Annotated in this window: 11 protein-coding genes; 7 read left to right on the top strand and 4 right to left on the bottom strand. The window is 72.4% G+C overall.

Going from position 1 to position 17098, the window contains the following annotated elements:
• The first annotated feature begins 148 nt into the window (after positions 1-148).
• Positions 149-1093 carry a threonine ammonia-lyase gene (locus ACNAVT_RS09915; RefSeq protein WP_416294915.1) on the top strand — a complete coding sequence of 315 codons (945 nt, stop codon included), beginning with the start codon at positions 149-151 and terminating at the stop codon, positions 1091-1093.
• Positions 1094-1150: 57 nt separating this feature from the next.
• Here the strand turns inward: ACNAVT_RS09915 and ACNAVT_RS09910 are convergent, their stop codons facing one another.
• On the bottom strand, positions 1151-3274 hold the full coding sequence (locus ACNAVT_RS09910) for a S9 family peptidase (RefSeq protein ID WP_416295194.1): 2124 nt from the start codon (positions 3272-3274) through the stop codon (positions 1151-1153).
• Between the two features lie 204 nt (positions 3275-3478).
• Between ACNAVT_RS09910 and ACNAVT_RS09905 the strand changes: the two genes are divergently transcribed.
• Entirely contained in the window at positions 3479-4906 is a 1428-nt protein-coding gene (locus tag ACNAVT_RS09905) for an FAD-binding oxidoreductase (RefSeq protein ID WP_416294913.1), read from the top strand.
• Positions 4907-4917: 11 nt separating this feature from the next.
• Here the strand turns inward: ACNAVT_RS09905 and ACNAVT_RS09900 are convergent, their stop codons facing one another.
• Entirely contained in the window at positions 4918-6987 is a 2070-nt protein-coding gene (locus ACNAVT_RS09900; RefSeq protein ID WP_416294912.1) for a SpoIIE family protein phosphatase, read from the bottom strand.
• 187 nt (positions 6988-7174) lie between these two features.
• Here ACNAVT_RS09900 and ACNAVT_RS09895 point away from each other — a divergent pair, with 187 nt between their 5' ends.
• Entirely contained in the window at positions 7175-11533 is a 4359-nt protein-coding gene (locus tag ACNAVT_RS09895; protein ID WP_416294910.1) for a HAMP domain-containing protein, read from the top strand.
• Positions 11533-12087: a response regulator gene (locus tag ACNAVT_RS09890; RefSeq protein ID WP_416294908.1), complete on the top strand. Its 555-nt coding sequence runs from the start codon at positions 11533-11535 to the stop codon at positions 12085-12087. Before ACNAVT_RS09895 ends, ACNAVT_RS09890 begins: the two co-directional genes overlap by 1 nt.
• Before the next feature lie 4 nt (positions 12088-12091).
• Here the strand turns inward: ACNAVT_RS09890 and ACNAVT_RS09885 are convergent, their stop codons facing one another.
• Positions 12092-12598, bottom strand: a complete 507-nt coding sequence (locus ACNAVT_RS09885; protein ID WP_416294907.1) for a GbsR/MarR family transcriptional regulator — start codon at positions 12596-12598, stop codon at positions 12092-12094.
• A 96-nt stretch (positions 12599-12694) separates the two neighbouring features.
• Between ACNAVT_RS09885 and ACNAVT_RS09880 the strand changes: the two genes are divergently transcribed.
• Together ACNAVT_RS09880 and ACNAVT_RS09875 are read left to right on the top strand one after the other, a co-directional pair.
• Positions 12695-13597, top strand: coding sequence for an ATP-binding cassette domain-containing protein (locus ACNAVT_RS09880; RefSeq protein WP_416294905.1), 903 nt, complete (start codon positions 12695-12697; stop codon positions 13595-13597).
• Positions 13594-15234: an ABC transporter permease gene (locus tag ACNAVT_RS09875; RefSeq protein ID WP_416294904.1), complete on the top strand. Its 1641-nt coding sequence runs from the start codon at positions 13594-13596 to the stop codon at positions 15232-15234. Before ACNAVT_RS09880 ends, ACNAVT_RS09875 begins: the two co-directional genes overlap by 4 nt.
• 42 nt (positions 15235-15276) lie before the next feature.
• On the opposite strand, the gene ACNAVT_RS09870 is transcribed toward ACNAVT_RS09875, so the two are convergent.
• The gene (locus ACNAVT_RS09870; RefSeq protein WP_416294903.1) at positions 15277-15609 is read right to left on the bottom strand and encodes an STAS domain-containing protein; all 333 of its coding nucleotides are present in this window, start codon (positions 15607-15609) and stop codon (positions 15277-15279) included.
• Between the two features lie 149 nt (positions 15610-15758).
• On the opposite strand from ACNAVT_RS09870, the gene hemL reads away from it, so the two are divergent.
• The gene (hemL, locus tag ACNAVT_RS09865) at positions 15759-17096 is read left to right on the top strand and encodes a glutamate-1-semialdehyde 2,1-aminomutase (RefSeq protein WP_416294902.1); all 1338 of its coding nucleotides are present in this window, start codon (positions 15759-15761) and stop codon (positions 17094-17096) included.
• Positions 17097-17098 lie beyond the last annotated feature (2 nt).

The following is a 17098-nucleotide window of genomic DNA, read 5'->3' as shown; positions in this document are numbered from 1 at the left end:
GCGGGACCTGTCGCAAGATCGCGCTCGAACCCGGAAGTAGTGGCCCCCGGCGCGGTGCGAGGGGACTCGTTCCACGATCGAGCGTGATCATGAGGGGCGCCGGGGCGCCGGGGCGGCGGGCGAGGCCAGAGCCGGGCAGGATGGGCCGATGGAGCTGATCTCGATCGAGGATGTCCGGGTCGCCGCCGACGACATCGCCGGGACGGTGGTGCGTACTCCGCTGCTGCCGGTGCCGTGGGACGACGAGCTGTGGGTCAAGCCGGAGAGCCTGCAACCGGTCGGGTCGTTCAAGCTGCGCGGCGCGACCCACGCGGTGGCCCGGCTCGACCCGGCCGCGCGGTCCCGGGGCGTGGTGACCCACTCGTCGGGCAATCACGGGCAGGCCCTCGCGTACGCGGCGCGGGCCTTCGGGGTCCGGTGCACGGTGGTCGTCCCGGAGGGAGCGCCGCAGGTCAAGGTGGACCAGATCCGGGCGCTCGGCGCCGAGGTGCGGCTCGTCCCGCGGGCCCGCCGGCTGCCGGAGGCGGAGCGGATCGCCGCCGACACCGGGGCCACGCTGGTGCCGCCCTTCGACGACCGGCGGATCATCGCCGGGCAGGGCACCATCGGGCTGGAGATCGTGGCGGACCTGCCCGACGTGGACGTGGTGCTGGTGCCGGTGGGCGGTGGAGGGCTCTCCTCGGGGATCGCCACCGCGGTGACGGCGCTGCGCCCGTCGGCGGTGGTCGTCGGGGTGGAACCGCTGCTCGCCGCGGACGCCCAGGAGTCGCTCGCCGCCGGCGAGCTGGTGGTCTGGGACGTCGAGCGGACCTACCGGACCAGCGCGGACGGGCTGCGCACCAACCTCTCCGAGCTGACCCTGGCCCACCTGCGGAAACGCCTCGACGGCATCGTCACGGTGGCCGAGGAGGAGATCGCCGCGGCGATGCGCCGGCTGGTCCGCGAGGCCCGGCTGGTGGTCGAGCCGAGCGGAGCCGTGGCCGTCGCCGCCCGCCTGTTCCACCCCGACGAGCTGCCGTCGGGGCGTACGGCCGCGGTGGTCACCGGCGGCAACGTCGATCCGGCGGTGCTGGCGTCGGCGCTCGCCGGATGAGTGCAAGGCGGGGCTCCTGCTGCACGGCAGGCGCCAGCAGGAGCCCCTCCTGACACCTCAGGCGCGGCCGAGGCGGTCGAGGATCCAGGCGTTGATGAACGCCTCCTCGCGCCAGGCGTCGTAGCGCCCGCTCGGGCCGCCGTGGCCGGCGCCCATCTCGGTCTTGAGCAGGTAGTCGCCCTGCGGCGCGACCGCCCGCAGCCGGGCGATCCACTTGGCCGGCTCGTGGTAGAGCACCCGGGTGTCGTTGAGGCTGGTGACCGCGAGGACGGCCGGGTAGTCGACCGGGGCCACGTTCTCGTACGGGGTGTACGACTTCATGTACGCGTAGACCTCGGGGTCGTCGAGCGGGTTGCCCCACTCCTCCCACTCGGTGACGGTGAGCGGCAGCGACGGATCGAGGATCGAGGTGAGCGCGTCCACGAAGGGCACCTGAGCGACGATCCCGGCGAACGCGTCCGGGGCGAGGTTGGCGACCGCGCCCATCAGCAGGCCGCCGGCCGACGCGCCCCGGGCCACCAGGCGGTCGCTGGCCGTCCAACCGGCCTTGACCAGGTGCCGGGCGCAGGCCACGAAGTCGGTGAAGGTGTTCTTCTTGGCGAGCAGCTTGCCCTGGTCGTACCAGCGCCGGCCCAGCTCGCCGCCGCCGCGGATGTGCGCGACGGCGAAGATGACGCCCCGGTCGAGCAGGCTGAGCCGGGCGATGGAGAACCACGGGTCCATGCTCGCCTCGTACGAGCCGTAGCCGTAGATGACGCAGGGGGCGGAGCCGTCGCGCGGGGTGCCGGTGCGGCAGACCAGCGAGATGGGCACCCGGGTGCCGTCGTCGGCGAGCGCCCAGTCCCGGTGCTGCTCGTAGTCGGCCGGGTCGTACGCCCGCCCGTCCGGGCCGGGGCGGACCGGCTTCTGCTTGCGCAGCACCATCTGGCGGGTGACCAGGTCGTAGTCGTAGACCGAGTCCGGGGTGACCAGCGACGTGTAGCGCAGCCGCAGCTCGGAGGTGCGGTACTCGGGATTGGCGTCCAGCCCGACGCTGTAGATCGGCTCCGGGAAGTCGATGTCGTAGGAGTCGCTGCCGCCGATCGGCAGCACCCGTAGCCCGGTCAGCCCGTTGCTGCGCAGCGAGACGACGAGGTGGTTCTCGAACGCGTCGACGGCCTCCAGCCGGGTGCCCGGCGAGTGCTCGATCAGCGGCGTCCAGTCGCCGGGCGTGTCCGCTGAGGTGAACGCCAGCGCGAAGTCCTCCGCGCCGTCGTTGTGCAGGATCAGGAACCGGTGCCCGTGGTGCTCCACCGCGTACTCGACGCCCTGCCGGCGCGGCGCGATGATGGCCGGCTCGCCGGTGGGGTTGGCCGCCGGGACGACCCGTACCTCGCTGGTGATCTTGCTGTGGATGTCGATGACCACGAACCGCTCGGAGCGGGTCAGCTCGACCCCCACCCAGAACCGCTCGTCGTCCTCCTGGTGGACCACCACGTCCTCGCTCGACGGGGTGCCCACGGTGTGCCGCCAGACCCGGTGCGGCCGCCAGGCGTTATCCACGGTGACGTAGAAGAGCGTCGAGGCGTCACTGGACCAGGCGGTGCCGTAGAAGGTGTCCGGGACCTCGTCGGGGAGCACCTCGCCGGTGCTCAGGTCCTTGACCCGCAGGGTGAACCGCTCGTCCCCGGCGAAGTCCGTCGAGTATGCCAGCCAGCGCCCGTCCGGGCTGACGTCGAACGCGCCGAGGGCGAAGAAGTCGTGCCCCTCGGCGAGCTGGTTGCCGTCGAGCAGCACCTCCTCGCCGTCGAGCGGGGTGCCGTCGGCGCTGATCGGCGGCGCGGTCTCGCCGTCCCGGACGGCGCGGCGACAGTGCACGCCGTACTGCTGGCCCTCGACCGTGCGGGTGTAGTACCAGTGGCCGCCCTTGCGAGTGGGCACCGACAGGTCGGTCTCCTGGGTGCGCCGGCGGGTCTCCTCGAACAGCGCTTCGCGCAGCTCCGCCAGGTGCGCGGTCCGCGCCTCGGTGTACGCGTTCTCCGCGGTCAGATGGGCGACCGTCTCGGGATCGTCCTTCGCGGTGAGCCAGGCGTACTCGTCGACGACGGTGTCGCCATGGTGGGTGCGTTCGGTCGGGACGCGCTTGGCGACGGGCACGGGCGACGGCTCAAGGTCGCGGCGCGGCGACAGACCGGCCGTCATTCGGTCCGGAGTGCCGCCTAGCGGCGCGGAGGCCGAATTATGGCCGCCAGCCGAGCTGGAGTTGTCGGGGGTCTCGGTGGTCACGCGGGTCAGATTACCGGCCGACCGGTGGGCATTCCGGACTCCGAGGCGCTCCGCCCGTCAGCGGGGGCGATGTTCGGCGATCTGCCGCCATCGCTTTCGAACACATGTACGATAATCGCCATGGCGGCTGCAGCGAGTTCCACGAACCGACCCGGAGCCCTCGAGATCACCCGGCGACTGGTGGAGATCTGCGGTCCGCCCTTCGCCCGGTTCGCCGGTCCGGCCGACGAGGTGGCCGGCCGGACGGCCCGCTGGGTGGCGGTGCCGGGCGGCCCGCACGCCGCCGCCGAGGTGCTGCGGCTCGCCGCCGCGCACGACCTCACGGTCGTGCCCCGAGGTGCCGGCACGAAGATCGACTGGGGTGCGGCTCCGGCGCAGGTCGACATCCTGCTCGACACCGGCCGGCTCGCCGGGGTCTGGCACGAGCCGCAGGGCTCGCCGCTGGCCGAGATCGGTGCCGGGACCCCGCTGCGGGCGGTCCAGGCGGCACTGGACCGCACCGGCCAGCGGCTGCCGGTCGACGCACCCTCCCCGGGCGCGACCCTGGGCGGGGTGCTCGCCGCCGACGAGTCCGGCCCGCTCCGGCACCGCCACGGCACTCCGTGCGCCCAGCTCGCCGGGGTCCGCTACCTGGACGCCGACGGAGAGCTGGTCAGCGTGGGCGAGTCCGGCACCACGCACCTCGGGCGCGCGGCCCCGGCGGGCGGGGGCGCGGCGGCGCTCTTCGGCCGGGCCGACCTGCCGGGGCTGGACGTGACCCGGCTGCTGTGCGGCTCGCAGGGCGGCCTGGGAGTGCTGGTGTCGGCCACCATGCGGGTGCAGGCCGTGCCGGCCAGCCGGGTCTGGGTGTCCCGCCCGGTGTGGACCCCGCTGGAGGTGCACGACCTGGTCCGGGCGGTGCTCGCCGCCCGGCTCGACCCGGCGGCCGTCGAGCTGGACCTTCCCGTGCCGGTGCCGCTGCCGCGCCGGCGGGTGCATCCGTCCCACCCGTCCGTGGTCGGGCGGCCCGACCATCCGGCGGTGACCGGGCGGTCGACGCGGCCAGCCGCGACGGGCAGCCTGGTGGTGCTGCTGGAGGGCGGCCCGGCGGACGTCACGGAGCGGGCCGAGCGCCTTACCGCCCTGCTCGGCGGCGAGGCGGTCGTCGGGCACTCGGCGCCGGAGTGGTGGGGGCACTACCCGTTCGCCCCGGGCGACACCGCGCTGCGCATCGAGGTGCCCATCAACGACCTGCACGCGGCCGTGTACGCGCTACGCGACGCGGCCGGCACGTCGGTGCCGGTCCGGGGCTCCGCCGGAATCGGCACGGTGCACGCCGCACTGCCCGGCTCGCTGGCACCCGATCGGGTGGCCTCGATCCTCGCCGCCGTCCGTGGGGTGCTCCTCGCCCGGCGGGGTCGCTGTGTGGTGGTCTCCGCCCCCGCCCCGGTCCGGCGGGCCGTCGACCTCTGGGGCGAGCTGCCCGCCCTGCCCCGCCTCCGGGCCGCCAAGGCCCACCTCGACCCGCATCAGCGCCTGGCCCCCGGCCGCCTCCCCGGCGGCCTCTGACCCCGGGTCTGTCAGAGGGCGTCGTTGCGGAGGACGAGAATGGCGATGTCGTCGCGGGGGGCCTCCACCGAGAAGCCGATCGCCGTGGCACGCAGCCGGGCGGCCAGCACGTCCGCCGAGTAGCCGGCGAGCGGGGCCGCCGACTCGCGCAGCCGTTCAACGCCGAAGAGTTCCCGGCCGCGCCGACGCTCGCTGACCCCGTCGGTATAGAAGATCAGCGCGTCACCCGGACCGAGCGGGATCTCCGCCGTCGGGGTGGTGATCGAGTCGAGCAGCCCGAGTGCCGTACCGCCCGTGCCGACGAAGGCGGCCCCACCGCCGCCGCGCAGCAGCACCGGGCGGTCGTGCCCGGCCAGGTGCAGGGACACGTCGAGCTGGTCCCCGTCGCCCGGCCCGACCGCCGCCAGCGCCAGCGTGCAGTATCGTCCGCTGCCCCGCTCGACCAGTGTCTCGTTGAGCCGGACCAGCACCTCCGGCAGCGGCTTGCCGTCGCCGGCCAGCACCCGGATCACGTCCCGGACGAGGCCGGTCACCGCCGCCGCCTGCACGCCCTTGCCCGAGACGTCGCCGATGACCACCAGCCAGCGGCCGTCCGGCAGCGGCAGCACGTCGTAGAAGTCGCCACCGACCTCGGCGTCGTCGCCGGTCGGGACGTACTCGGCGGCGAAGCCGATGCCCTCGACCACCGGAAGCACCGGCGGCAGCAGGGACTGCTGGAGGGCCTGGGCGACGCGTCGGCGCTCCGCGTGGATGCGGGCGTTCTCGATGGCGAGCGCGGCCCGCCGCGCCACGTCCTCCAGCACCGAGACCTCGGACGGGTCGTGTCGGTGCCCCTGGTGGCGGCCGACGGCCAGGGTGCCGAGCCGCTGCCCGCGGGCGATCAGCGGTACGGCGAACCCCTCCATCGGCCCGCTCAGCGGCACCTGGGCCGCGTTCCGGGACGCCTCCCGAAGCCGGGCCTGGATCGAGTCGGGCCCGGTCTCCTGCAGCACCCGGTGCAGGTGCGGCAGCACCGACTCGTCGGCGTGGCTGGACGCGGCGAGCCGCAGCCGGCCCCACTCGTCGGTGGTGTGCACCGCGCACCACTGGCCCAGCCGGGGCACCACCAGTTGCGGGATGAGCGCCATGGTCAGCTCGACGTCGAGGGACTGGGCGAGCAGCTCGCTCGCCTCGGCGAGGAAGGTCAGCCAGGCCGACCGGCGGACGTCCGCCCGGCGCAGCCGGTCGTTCTCCAGGTGCAGCGAGAGCCGCTCGCCGGCCAGCACCGCCAGCGGCCGGGCGTACGCCGAGGGCGCCGCGTCCAGCTCCAGCTCGCCGGCGTACGGCCGGTGCACGGCGAGCGGGATCCGGAGCAGCTCGTTCTCCTCCCGGGGCTGCCGGCCGTACCGGGCGAGCACCTGGCTGCCCTGGCCGTCGCCCCGGTCCAGCCGGACCACGCCGCCGGCCGCGCCCACCATCTCGGCGAGCCGGGCCAGCAGCCCGGCAGCGAACTCCGCCAGCGGATCGTCCGCGTACGGGTCGGGGCTGATCTGCATCAGCTCGCTCATCGCGGTGGCGCTCGGGGTGTCGCCCGCGGCCACGACCGGGACGGTGACCGCCGCGCGGGGCTCGCCCGCGACCAGTTGGGCGGACGGCACCGCGTCGGGTCGGTCGAGCCGGAACCAGATGCCCTTGCCCGTCGGCAGGTAGGTGGTGCCCCACCGGCTCGCGAAGTGATCCACCAGCAGCAGCCCGCGTCCGCGCTCGGCCACCTCGTTGATGTCGGACGCGACGTTGCGCACGCCTACCACCAGCTCCTCGACCGGACCGGCAGCGAAGTCGGTGACCATCACGGTCAGTCCGGTTGCGTCCGCCTCGACCTCTATGTCCAGTTCGGTGCGGGCGTGCTCCACGGCGTTCGTGGTGAGTTCGGTGGTGAGCAGCAGCGCCTCGTTGAGCAGTTCGTCCAGGTCCGCCTCGGCGAGGACGGACCGGACCAGCGCTCGGGCCGCGGCGGGCGTACGCCGGTCCGCGGGAAGCCGGACCCGCCGGACCTTCTCGTCCGGGCCGCCGTTCATGGCCGGCCCCGCCTCCGCTGACACCCTCGTATCCTCCACCGCCGCCGCCTCGGGTGCCAAACGCCCTGTCGATCGCCCGCGGCCGGTCCGGCCGGAACGGCCGCGGGCGTGGCGTGCGCTCGCCGGCCGTAGCCTCGACCTGACGCGGGCAGAATGGTGGGATGGCCGCGTGCCGGCACGAGCCAGTTGGCCCCGAGCTGAGCGAGGAATCATGACCACGGCGAAACAGTCCGTAGCCGCGGACCAGTCCGACCACGAGGTGCTCCTCGGTGACCTGGTGGAGGCGCTTCGGCGGGTGCGCCGCGGCGACCTCAAGGTCCGGCTGCCCCGGCGGGCCGGCCTGGCCGGTGAGGTGGCCGATGCCTTCAACGACGTGGTGTCGCTCCAGGAGCGGCAGCACCTGGACCTGCGCCGGATCAGCCGGATCGTCGGCCGGGACGGCCGGCTCACCGAACGCCTCGACGACGAGGGCCTGGACGGCTCGTGGGTGGAGGGGCAGCGCGCGATCAACTCCTTGATCGACGATCTGGGCCGGCCGACCACCGAGATCGCCCGGGTGATCGTGGCGGTGGCCGACGGCGACCTCTCCCAGCACATGGCGCTGGAGATCGACGGCCGCCCGTTGCGCGGCGAGTACCTGCGCATCGGCCGCACCGTCAACACCATGGTCGACCAGCTCTCGTCCTTCTCGAACGAGGTGACCCGGGTGGCCCGTGAGGTGGGCACCGAGGGCAAGCTGGGCGGCCAGGCCGACGTACGCGGAGTCGCCGGCACCTGGAAGGACCTCACCGACTCGGTGAACACCATGGCGTCGAACCTGACGTACCAGGTGCGGTCGATCTCGCAGGTGGCCGCGGCCGTGGCGATGGGTGACCTGTCGCAGAAGATCACCGTGTCGGCCAAGGGCGAGGTTGCCGAGCTGGCCCACACCTTCAACTCGCTCACCGACACCCTGCGGCTCTTTGCCGAGCAGGTGACCCGGGTGGCCCGCGAGGTGGGCACCGAGGGCAAGCTCGGCGGCCAGGCGGAGGTGCCGAACGTCGCCGGCACCTGGAAGGACCTGACCGACAGCGTCAACTCGATGGCGTCGAACCTGACCAGCCAGGTGCGCAACATCGCCCAGGTCTCCACCGCGGTGGCCCGGGGCGACCTCTCCCAGAAGATCACGGTGGCCGCCCAGGGCGAGATCATGGAGCTGAAGGACACCGTGAACACGATGGTGGATCAGCTCTCGTCGTTCGCGGACGAGGTGACCCGGGTGGCGCGTGAGGTGGGCATCGAGGGCAAGCTGGGCGGCCAGGCGCAGGTACGCGGGGTCTCCGGCACCTGGCGCGACCTCACGGAGAACGTCAACCAGCTGGCCGGCAACCTGACCAGCCAGGTGCGCAACATCTCGCAGGTGTCCACGGCGGTGGCGAAGGGTGACCTGTCGCAGAAGATCACCGTGGACGCGCAGGGCGAGGTCCTGGAGCTGAAGAACACCGTCAACACGATGGTGGACCAGCTCTCGTCGTTCGCCGACGAGGTGACCCGGGTGGCGCGTGAGGTGGGCACCGAGGGCAAGCTGGGTGGTCAGGCGCAGGTACGCGGGGTCTCCGGGACCTGGCGGGACCTGACCGACAACGTGAACTCGATGGCGTCGAACCTGACCGGCCAGGTCCGCAACATCGCGTCGGTGACCACGGCGGTCGCCAAGGGTGACCTGAGCCAGAAGATCACCGTGGACGCCCGGGGCGAGATCCTGGAGCTGAAGTCCACGGTGAACACGATGGTGGATCAGCTCTCGTCGTTCGCGGACGAGGTGACCCGGGTGGCCCGTGAGGTGGGCACCGAGGGCAAGCTCGGCGGCCAGGCGCAGGTACGCGGCGTCGCCGGCACCTGGCGCGACCTGACCGACAACGTGAACTCGATGGCGTCGAACCTGACCAGCCAGGTGCGCAACATCGCCCAGGTGTCCACGGCGGTGGCGAAGGGTGACCTGTCGCAGAAGATCACCGTGGATGCCCAGGGTGAGATCCTGGAGCTGAAGAACACCGTCAACACGATGGTGGACCAGCTCTCGTCGTTCGCCGACGAGGTGACCCGGGTGGCGCGTGAGGTGGGCACCGAGGGCAAGCTGGGTGGTCAGGCGCAGGTGAAGGGCGTCTCCGGCACCTGGCGGGACCTGACCGACAACGTGAACTCGATGGCGTCGAACCTGACCGGCCAGGTCCGCAACATCGCCTCGGTGACCACGGCGGTCGCCAAGGGTGACCTGAGCCAGAAGATCACCGTGGACGCGCAGGGCGAGATCCTGGAGCTGAAGTCCACGGTGAACACGATGGTGGACCAGCTCTCGTCGTTCGCGGACGAGGTGACCCGGGTGGCCCGTGAGGTGGGCACCGAGGGCAAGCTGGGTGGTCAGGCGCAGGTGAAGGGCGTCTCCGGCACCTGGCGCGACCTCACCGAGAACGTCAACCAGCTCGCCTCGACCCTCACCACCCAGCTCCGGGCGATCTCCCAGGTCTCCACCTCCGTGACCCGGGGCGACCTGACCCAGCGGATCAACGTCAAGGCGCAGGGCGAGGTCGCCGAGCTGAAGGACAACATCAACCAGATGATCGTCACCCTCCGGGAGACGACCAAGAAGAACGCCGAGCAGGGCTGGCTGGACTCCAACCTGGCCCGGATCGGCGGCCTGCTCCAGGGGCAGCGGGACCTCGGCGAGGTCTGCCGCATGATCATGGTCGAGGTGACCCCGCTGGTCGACGCGCAGCTCGGCGCGTTCTTCCTGGCCGACAGCTCCGAGGGGAGCATGCGGCTGCGGCTCACCGCCTCGTACGGCTACGTGGCGCGGGGACACGAGGTCACCTTCGGGCCGGGCGAGGGGCTGGTCGGGCAGGCTGCCCTCTCCCGGCGGACCATCCGGGTCAACGCCCAGCCCGACGGTCGCCTGGTGCTGCGCTCCGGGCTGGCCGAGACGCCCCCGGCCGACCTGGTGGTGCTGCCCGTCCTGTTCGAGGGCGAGCTGCTCGGCGTGATCGAGTTCGCCGGCGTGATCACCTTCTCCGAGCTGCACCTGTCGTTCCTGGAGCGGCTGGTCGCCACTATCGGCATCGCGGTCAACACCATTCAGGCCAACCGGCGTACGGAGGAGCTGCTGGCCCAGTCGCAGCGGCTGGCGCTCGAGCTCCAGGACCAGTCGGCGGAGCTCCAGCGCACCAACGCCGAGCTGGAGGACAAGGCCAAGCTGCTCTCCGAGCAGAAGACGAACATCGAGACCCAGAACCGGGAGATCGAGCTGGCCCGGCTCGGCCTGGAGGAGAAGGCGCAGCAGCTCACCCGGGCGTCGGCGTACAAGTCGGAGTTCCTGGCGAACATGAGCCACGAGCTGCGTACGCCGCTGAACTCGCTGTTGCTGCTGTCCCGGCTGCTCGCCGAGAACCCGGAGCAGAACCTCAGCCCGAAGCAGATCGAGTTCGCTCGGACGATCCACGGGGCCGGTTCGGACCTGCTCTCGCTGATCGACGACATCCTCGACCTGTCCAAGATCGAGGCGGGCCGGATGGACGTGGAGCCGACCGAGGTCCGGTTCTCGGAGATCCGCGGCTACGTCGAGCAGGCGTTCGCTCCCCAGGCCGAGGAGAAGGGCCTCGACTTCCAGGTACGGGTCAGCAAGGACCTGCCGCCGGCGGTGGTCACCGACGCCCAGCGGTTGCAGCAGATCCTGCGAAACCTGCTCGCCAACGCGGTGAAGTTCACCGACAACGGTGCGGTGACGCTGCGCATCGCGCTGGCCGCCGAGAACGCGGTCTTCGACGTACCGGCGTTGACCAACGCCCGGCAGGTCATCGCGTTCACGGTGATCGACACCGGCGTCGGCATCTCGGACGACAAGCTCTCGCTGATCTTCGAGGCGTTCCAGCAGGCCGACGGCACCACCAGCCGGCGGTACGGCGGCACCGGCCTCGGCCTGTCGATCAGCCGGGACATGGCCCGCCTGCTCGGCGGCACGATCACCGTTTCGTCGGCGCCCGGACAGGGTTCGACCTTCACCCTCTTCGTACCGGACGTGCTGGCGCCGGACGCGGTGGTGGCGCCGGCGCCACCCTCGCCGAGCCGCGCGGGGCTGCCGTCGTCGCTGCTCATGCCGATGGAATTGCCGCAGCCGCAGGAGACCCCGGCGACCCGGCGGCTGGAGGGCGTCACCGTGCTGATCATCGATGACGACGTCCGCAACGTCTTCGCGCTGACGTCAGCATTGGAACTTCATGGGATGACCGTGTTGTACTCGGACAACGGGGCGGACGGTGTCCGCCAGCTGGCCGAGCATCCGGAGGTGGACATCGTGCTGATGGACGCGATGATGCCGGACCAGGACGGGTACGAGACGACCCGGCAGATCCGCCGCAACCACCGCTTCACGGACCTGCCGATCGTCTTCCTCACCGCGAAGGCGATGCCCGGAGACCGGGAGTCGGCGATCGCGGCCGGAGGCAGCGACTACATCACCAAGCCGGTGGACCTGGACGAGCTGATCGAGATGATGGCGTCCTGGATCGGGCGAAGCCGAGGCGAGGAGAAGCTGTGATGCCGACGGCCAAGGCATTGCTGGTGGACGACCGGCGGGAGAATCTGATGGCCCTGGAGGCGATCCTCCAGGGGCTGCCGGTGCAGTCGGTCGCGGTGGAGAGCGGCGAGGCGGCGCTCAAGCAGCTCCTGGTCGACGACTTCGCGGTGATCCTGCTGGACGCCCAGATGCCGGACATGGACGGCTTCGAGACGGCCACCCACATCAAGCGGCGGGAGCGTACTCGGCACGTCCCGATCATCTTCCTCACCGCGGCGGACCGGGACGCTCAGCTCGCCCTGCGCGGCTACGCGGTCGGCGCGGTCGACTACCTGACCAAGCCGTTCGATCCCTGGGTGCTGCGGGCCAAGGTGTCGGTGTTCGTGGAGCTGTGGGCGAAGACCCGGCAGCTCGCCGCCCAGTCGGACCTGGTGCGGGAGCGCGACGCCCAGTGGCGGGTGCTCACCGAGGCGGTGGACGAGGCGACGACGCTGCTGCGTGCCGACGACGGCCCGGCGGCCCGGGACCGCGCGGTGGACATCCTGGAGCAGGCCCGTTGGGGCAACCCGACCTGATGTCTCAGCCGGCCCGGTCGCCGTGTCCGGTCGCGGCGCGTCGGGCGCGCCACCGTTCGCCGAGCGCGTCGATCTCTTCCTGGATGAAAACGTAGAAGTCCCGCATCTCGGCCACCCGCTCGCCGGCCGGGGTGGCCCGCCCGTGCAGCGCCTCCACGCCGCCGTTGGCGATGTCGATGAAACTCTTGTAGAGGCCGGTCTTGGTGAGGGTGGCCTCATACCAGGCGTTGTCCGGCATCCGGTAACGGTCCCGCCGGGAGCCCTTGACCGGCTCGCGGACCAGCATGCCGAACTGGGTCAGGTAGCGGACCGCGCCGGAGACGGCGGCTGGGCTGACGTCGAGCTGCTCGCCGATCTCGGCGGCGGTCAGCGGGTCGTCCGCGCTCATCACGGTGAAGAGCACCCGACCGGCCATCCGGGGAAAGCCGACGTCCGCGTAGGCCATCGCCATCCGTTCGACGAAGAGGTGGACCTCCTCCTCGTTCCGGGCCGGGCTGCGGTCGTCAGGCATCGGCGGTGGCTCCTCCCGTTAAAAAGTCGTGAAACCGATGGTGCCCCAGATCTCAGAGTCTTCACAAGTTTGTGAAACGAGCGTAGCTTCCGAAACATGGAAACCCCAATCGCGGTGTCCGGCCTGGTGAAGGCCTTCGGCCGGACCCGGGCACTCGACGGACTCGACCTGACCGTCCGCGCCGGGGAGGTGCACGGCTTCCTCGGGCCCAACGGCGCCGGGAAGTCGACCACCATCCGGGTGCTGCTCGGTCTGCTGCGGGCGGACGCGGGGGCCGTCCGGCTGCTCGGCGGCGACCCGTGGCGCGACGCCGTCGCCCTGCACCGCCGCCTCGCGTACGTCCCCGGCGACGTCACCCTGTGGCCGAGCCTCAGTGGCGGCGAGGTGATCGACCTGCTCGGCCGGTTGCGCGGCGGGCTCGACCCGAAGCGCCGCGCCGAGCTGCTGGAGTCCTTCGAACTGGACCCCCGCAAGAAGGGTCGGGCCTACTCGAAGGGCAACCGGCAGAAGGTCGGCCTGGTCGCCGCCCTCGCCTCCGACGTCGAGCTGCTCATCCTCGACGAGCCGACGTCCGGGCTGGACCCGCTGATGGAGGAGGTCTTCCAGCACTGGGTACGCCGGGCGAAGCAGGACGGCCGCACCGTGCTGCTGTCCAGCCACATCCTGGCCGAGGTGGAGGCCCTCTGCGACCGGGTGACGATCATTCGTAACGGCCGCGCCGTCGAGTCCGGGACCCTCGGCGAGCTGCGCCACCTGCAGCGCACCTCGATCGAGGCCGAGGTCGCCGCCCCGCTGAACGGGCTGGCCAGCCTGCCCGGCGTGCACGACCTGCGGGTGGACGGCAATCGGGTGCGCTTCGACGTGGACGCCGCCGCGCTGGACACCGCGCTGCGCCAGCTCACCGAGCTGGGCGTACGCAGCCTGGTCAGCCAGCCGCCCACGCTGGAGGAGCTGTTCCTGCGGCACTACGAGTCGGCGGCCACGGAGGCGACCCGATGAGCGAGCATCTCGCGATCGAACCCTCGGCACAGCGTGGTGGCCGCATGAGCACGCTCACCGGCACCCGCCATCTGGTCCGGCTGATCCTGCGCCGGGACCGCGTCCTGCTCCCGCTCTGGGTGCTGGTGCTCGCCGTCCTGCCGGCGTCGTACGCGGCCAGCTTCTTCGAGCTCTTCCCGACGGCCGCCGGGCGGGCCGCGTACGCCGCCGGCACCGCCCGCAACCCGTCGATCGTCGCCCTGCTCGGGCCGGTGTACGGCGACAGCATCGGCGCGCTGACCGCCCAGCGCGGCGGCTTCCTGCTGGTGGTCATCGCGCTGGCCAGCCTGCTCACCGTCATCCGGCACACCCGGACCGAGGAGGAGGCCGGCCGGCGGGAACTGCTCGGCGGCACGGTGCTCGGCCGGTACGCCGGGCTGACCGCCGCGCTGCTCGTCACGTACGCGGCCGACCTGCTGCTCGGCCTGCTCACGGCGGCCGGGCTGGTGAGCACCGGGCTGCCCGCGGCCGGTTCGTTCGCGTACGGCCTCGCCGCCGCGCTGACCGGCGTCGTCTTCGCCACGATCGGCGGCCTGGCCGCCCAGCTCACCGAGACGGCGGGCGGGGCGCGGGGCATCGCGATCGCGGTCCTCGGGGCGGCCTTCGGGCTCCGGCTCGCGGGCGACGCGGCCACGCACGACTGGCCGAGCTGGCTCTCTCCGCTGGGCTGGGCGCCCCGCGTGCGGGTGTACGAGGTGGAGCGCTGGTGGGTGCTGGCGCTGCCGCCGGCCGTGGCGGCGCTGCTCGCGGCGGTCGCGTATCCGGTGTCGGTGCGCCGCGACCTGGGCGCCGGCCTGCTCCCGCCCCGGCTCGGGCCGGCCACCGCCGGCCGAGCCCTCTCCGGGTCGTTCGGGCTGGCCTGGCGACTGCACCGGGGGCAGATCCTCTGGTGGTCGGTCGGCTTCGGCCTGCTCGGGCTGATCCTCGGCGGTGCGGCGCAGGCCGCCGGCCGATCGGTCGAGGGCAATCCGCAGCTGGAGGAGATCATGGCTCGGATCGGGGGCGCCACGGGGCTGGCCGAGGCGTACCTCGGGGCGACGCTGAGCCTGGCCGGCCTGGCGGCGGCCGGGTACGGCGTTCAGGCCGCGCTGCGGATGCGGGCGGAGGAGGCCGCCGGACGGACCGAGCCGCTGCTGGCCACCGGGACACACCGCTCGACCTGGCTGCTCTCCCACGTGGTGTTCGCGCTGCTGGGGCCGGTGGTGGTGCTGGCCGTGACCGGCTTCGCCACCGGCCTGACCTACGGCCTCAGCGTGCACGACGTGCCGGGCGAGCTGTCGCGGCTGGTCGGTGCCGGGTTGGCCCAGGTGCCTGCGGCCTGGGTGCTGGCCGGGTTCGCGGTGCTGCTCTACGGCCTGCTCCCCCGGCTCGCTCCGGTGGCCTGGGCGGGGCTCGCGGTCTGCCTGCTGCTCGGCCAACTCGGCGCGGTGCTGAAGCTGCGCCAGTGGCTGCTGGACGTCTCCCCGTTCACCCACACCCCGCAGGTGCTACGGGAGCACTGGAGCGCCACCCCCCTCTACGCGCTGGCCGTCATCGCGCTGCTGATGGCGCTGGCCGGCCTGGCGGCCTTCCGCCGCCGCGACGTCCCCACCACCTGATCCGTTGTCAACGGCACCGGAGGGAAGGGGGAGGGGAGGAGATCAGGGGGCGGTCTCGTTGCGGATCATCAGGGCTGAGCGGAGGCCGGTGATGTCCAGGACGCGGAGGAGGAAGTCGCCGACGTTGCTGAGCACCAGCAGGCTCTGCGCGTGACTGGCCTTGCGGCTGAGCACGACGAGAGTGCCGAGGCCCTGCGAGTCACAGAAGGTGACGCCGCCCAGGTCGAGCACGATGCGCGGCGGCGGATCGGCCAGCACCTCATTGACGACGGTCGACAGTCGGGTGGCCGTGAGCATGTCGATCTCACCGGCGAGGCGAAGCACGGCTTCATCGCCCGTCCGGTGTACCGCGATGGACAGTTCGGCACGATCCACCCGGTCAGCCTATCGCGATCTCGACCACTCGACCCGTCGACCGACCGCCGGTCGCCGGCCCGCGCCGCGCTGACCACGCGTGAGCCCGGTAACCCCTGGTACGGGGTGGTTGCCGGTCAGCCGTCCGGCGCTGACACAATGGCGGCATCGTGACCGATACCTTTTCCGCCGGATCCGGCCGTTACCCGGCCGACGCGCCGGCCTCCGAGGCCCTGTTCGACCGCGCCAAGGCCATCGTGCCCGGCGGGGTCAACTCTCCTGTGCGCGCGTTCCGTGCCGTCGGCGGCACTCCGCGCTTCATGGTTCGGGGGGAGGGTCCCTGGCTCTTCGACGCGGACGGGCGTCGCTACGTCGACCTGGTCTGCTCCTGGGGGCCGCTGGTCCTCGGTCACGCCCACCCCGAGGTGGTCGAGGCTCTGCGGGAAGCCGCCGCGCTCGGCACCAGCTTCGGCACTCCGACTCCCGGCGAGGTCGACCTGGCGGCGGAGATCGTCGCCCGTACCCCGGTCGAGCAGGTCCGGCTGGTCAACTCGGGCACCGAGGCGACCATGTCGGCGATCCGGCTGGCCCGTGGCTTCACCGGTCGCGCCAAGATCGTCAAGTTCTCCGGCTGCTACCACGGCCACTCGGACGCGCTGCTCGCGGCCGCAGGCTCGGGCGTGGCCACCTTCGGCCTGCCCGACTCGCCCGGCGTGACCGGCGCCGCCGCCGGCGACACCATCGTGCTGCCGTACAACGACCTCCGCGCCGTGGAGGAGGTCTTCGCCGCCGAGGGACCGCACATCGCCGCGATCATCACCGAGGCGGCCGCGGGCAACATGGGTGTGGTCGCCCCGCGTGACGGCTTCAACCAGCAGCTCGCCCGGATCGCCCATGCGCACGGTGCGCTGCTCATCGTCGACGAGGTGATGACCGGGTTCCGGGTCTCCCGCGCCGGCTGGCACGGCCTCGACCCGGCCGACGCCGACCTGTGGACGTACGGGAAGGTCATGGGTGGTGGCCTGCCCGCCGCGGCGTTCGGCGGGCGTGCGGAGATCATGGCGAAGCTGGCCCCGGAAGGCCCGGTCTACCAGGCCGGCACCCTCTCCGGTAACCCGCTGGCCTGCGCCGCCGGCCTGGCCACGCTCCGGCTCGCCGACGACGCGCTCTACCGTAAGCTCGACGAGACGGCCGCCGTGGTGGGCAAGCTGGCCGCCGACGCGCTGGCCGCGGCCGGGGTCCCGCACCGCCTGTCGTACGCGGGCAACATGTTCTCGATCTTCTTCACCGACGCCGACGTGACCGACTACGACAGCGCCCGCACCCAGCAGGTGCCGGCGTTCAAGGCGTTCTTCCACGCGATGCTCGCCGCCGGGGTCTACCTGCCGCCGAGCGCATTCGAATCGTGGTTCGTGTCGGCGGCGATCGACGACACCGCTCTGGAGCAGATCGCCGCGGCCCTTCCGGACGCGGCGGCAGCGGCGGCAGCGGCGGGACACGGGGGGTAGCG

The organism is Micromonospora sp. SL4-19 (assembly GCF_047921475.1).
GTDB lineage: Bacteria > Actinomycetota > Actinomycetes > Mycobacteriales > Micromonosporaceae > Micromonospora.
This window is presented reverse-complemented; position numbering and strand designations above follow the sequence as displayed.

What these genes read in the sequence shown, in the direction of transcription:
- ACNAVT_RS09890 (WP_416294908.1), top strand. Translation starts at nt 11,533, where the DNA reads ATGCCGACGGCCAAGGCATTGCTGGTGGACGACCGGCGGGAGAATCTG.
- ACNAVT_RS09875 (WP_416294904.1), top strand. Translation starts at nt 13,594, where the DNA reads ATGAGCGAGCATCTCGCGATCGAACCCTCGGCACAGCGTGGTGGCCGC.
- ACNAVT_RS09895 (WP_416294910.1), top strand. Translation starts at nt 7,175, where the DNA reads ATGACCACGGCGAAACAGTCCGTAGCCGCGGACCAGTCCGACCACGAG.
- ACNAVT_RS09905 (WP_416294913.1), top strand. Translation starts at nt 3,479, where the DNA reads ATGGCGGCTGCAGCGAGTTCCACGAACCGACCCGGAGCCCTCGAGATC.
- ACNAVT_RS09910 (WP_416295194.1), bottom strand. Translation starts at nt 3,274, where the DNA reads ATGACGGCCGGTCTGTCGCCGCGCCGCGACCTTGAGCCGTCGCCCGTG.
- ACNAVT_RS09915 (WP_416294915.1), top strand. Translation starts at nt 149, where the DNA reads ATGGAGCTGATCTCGATCGAGGATGTCCGGGTCGCCGCCGACGACATC.
- ACNAVT_RS09880 (WP_416294905.1), top strand. Translation starts at nt 12,695, where the DNA reads ATGGAAACCCCAATCGCGGTGTCCGGCCTGGTGAAGGCCTTCGGCCGG.
- ACNAVT_RS09885 (WP_416294907.1), bottom strand. Translation starts at nt 12,598, where the DNA reads ATGCCTGACGACCGCAGCCCGGCCCGGAACGAGGAGGAGGTCCACCTC.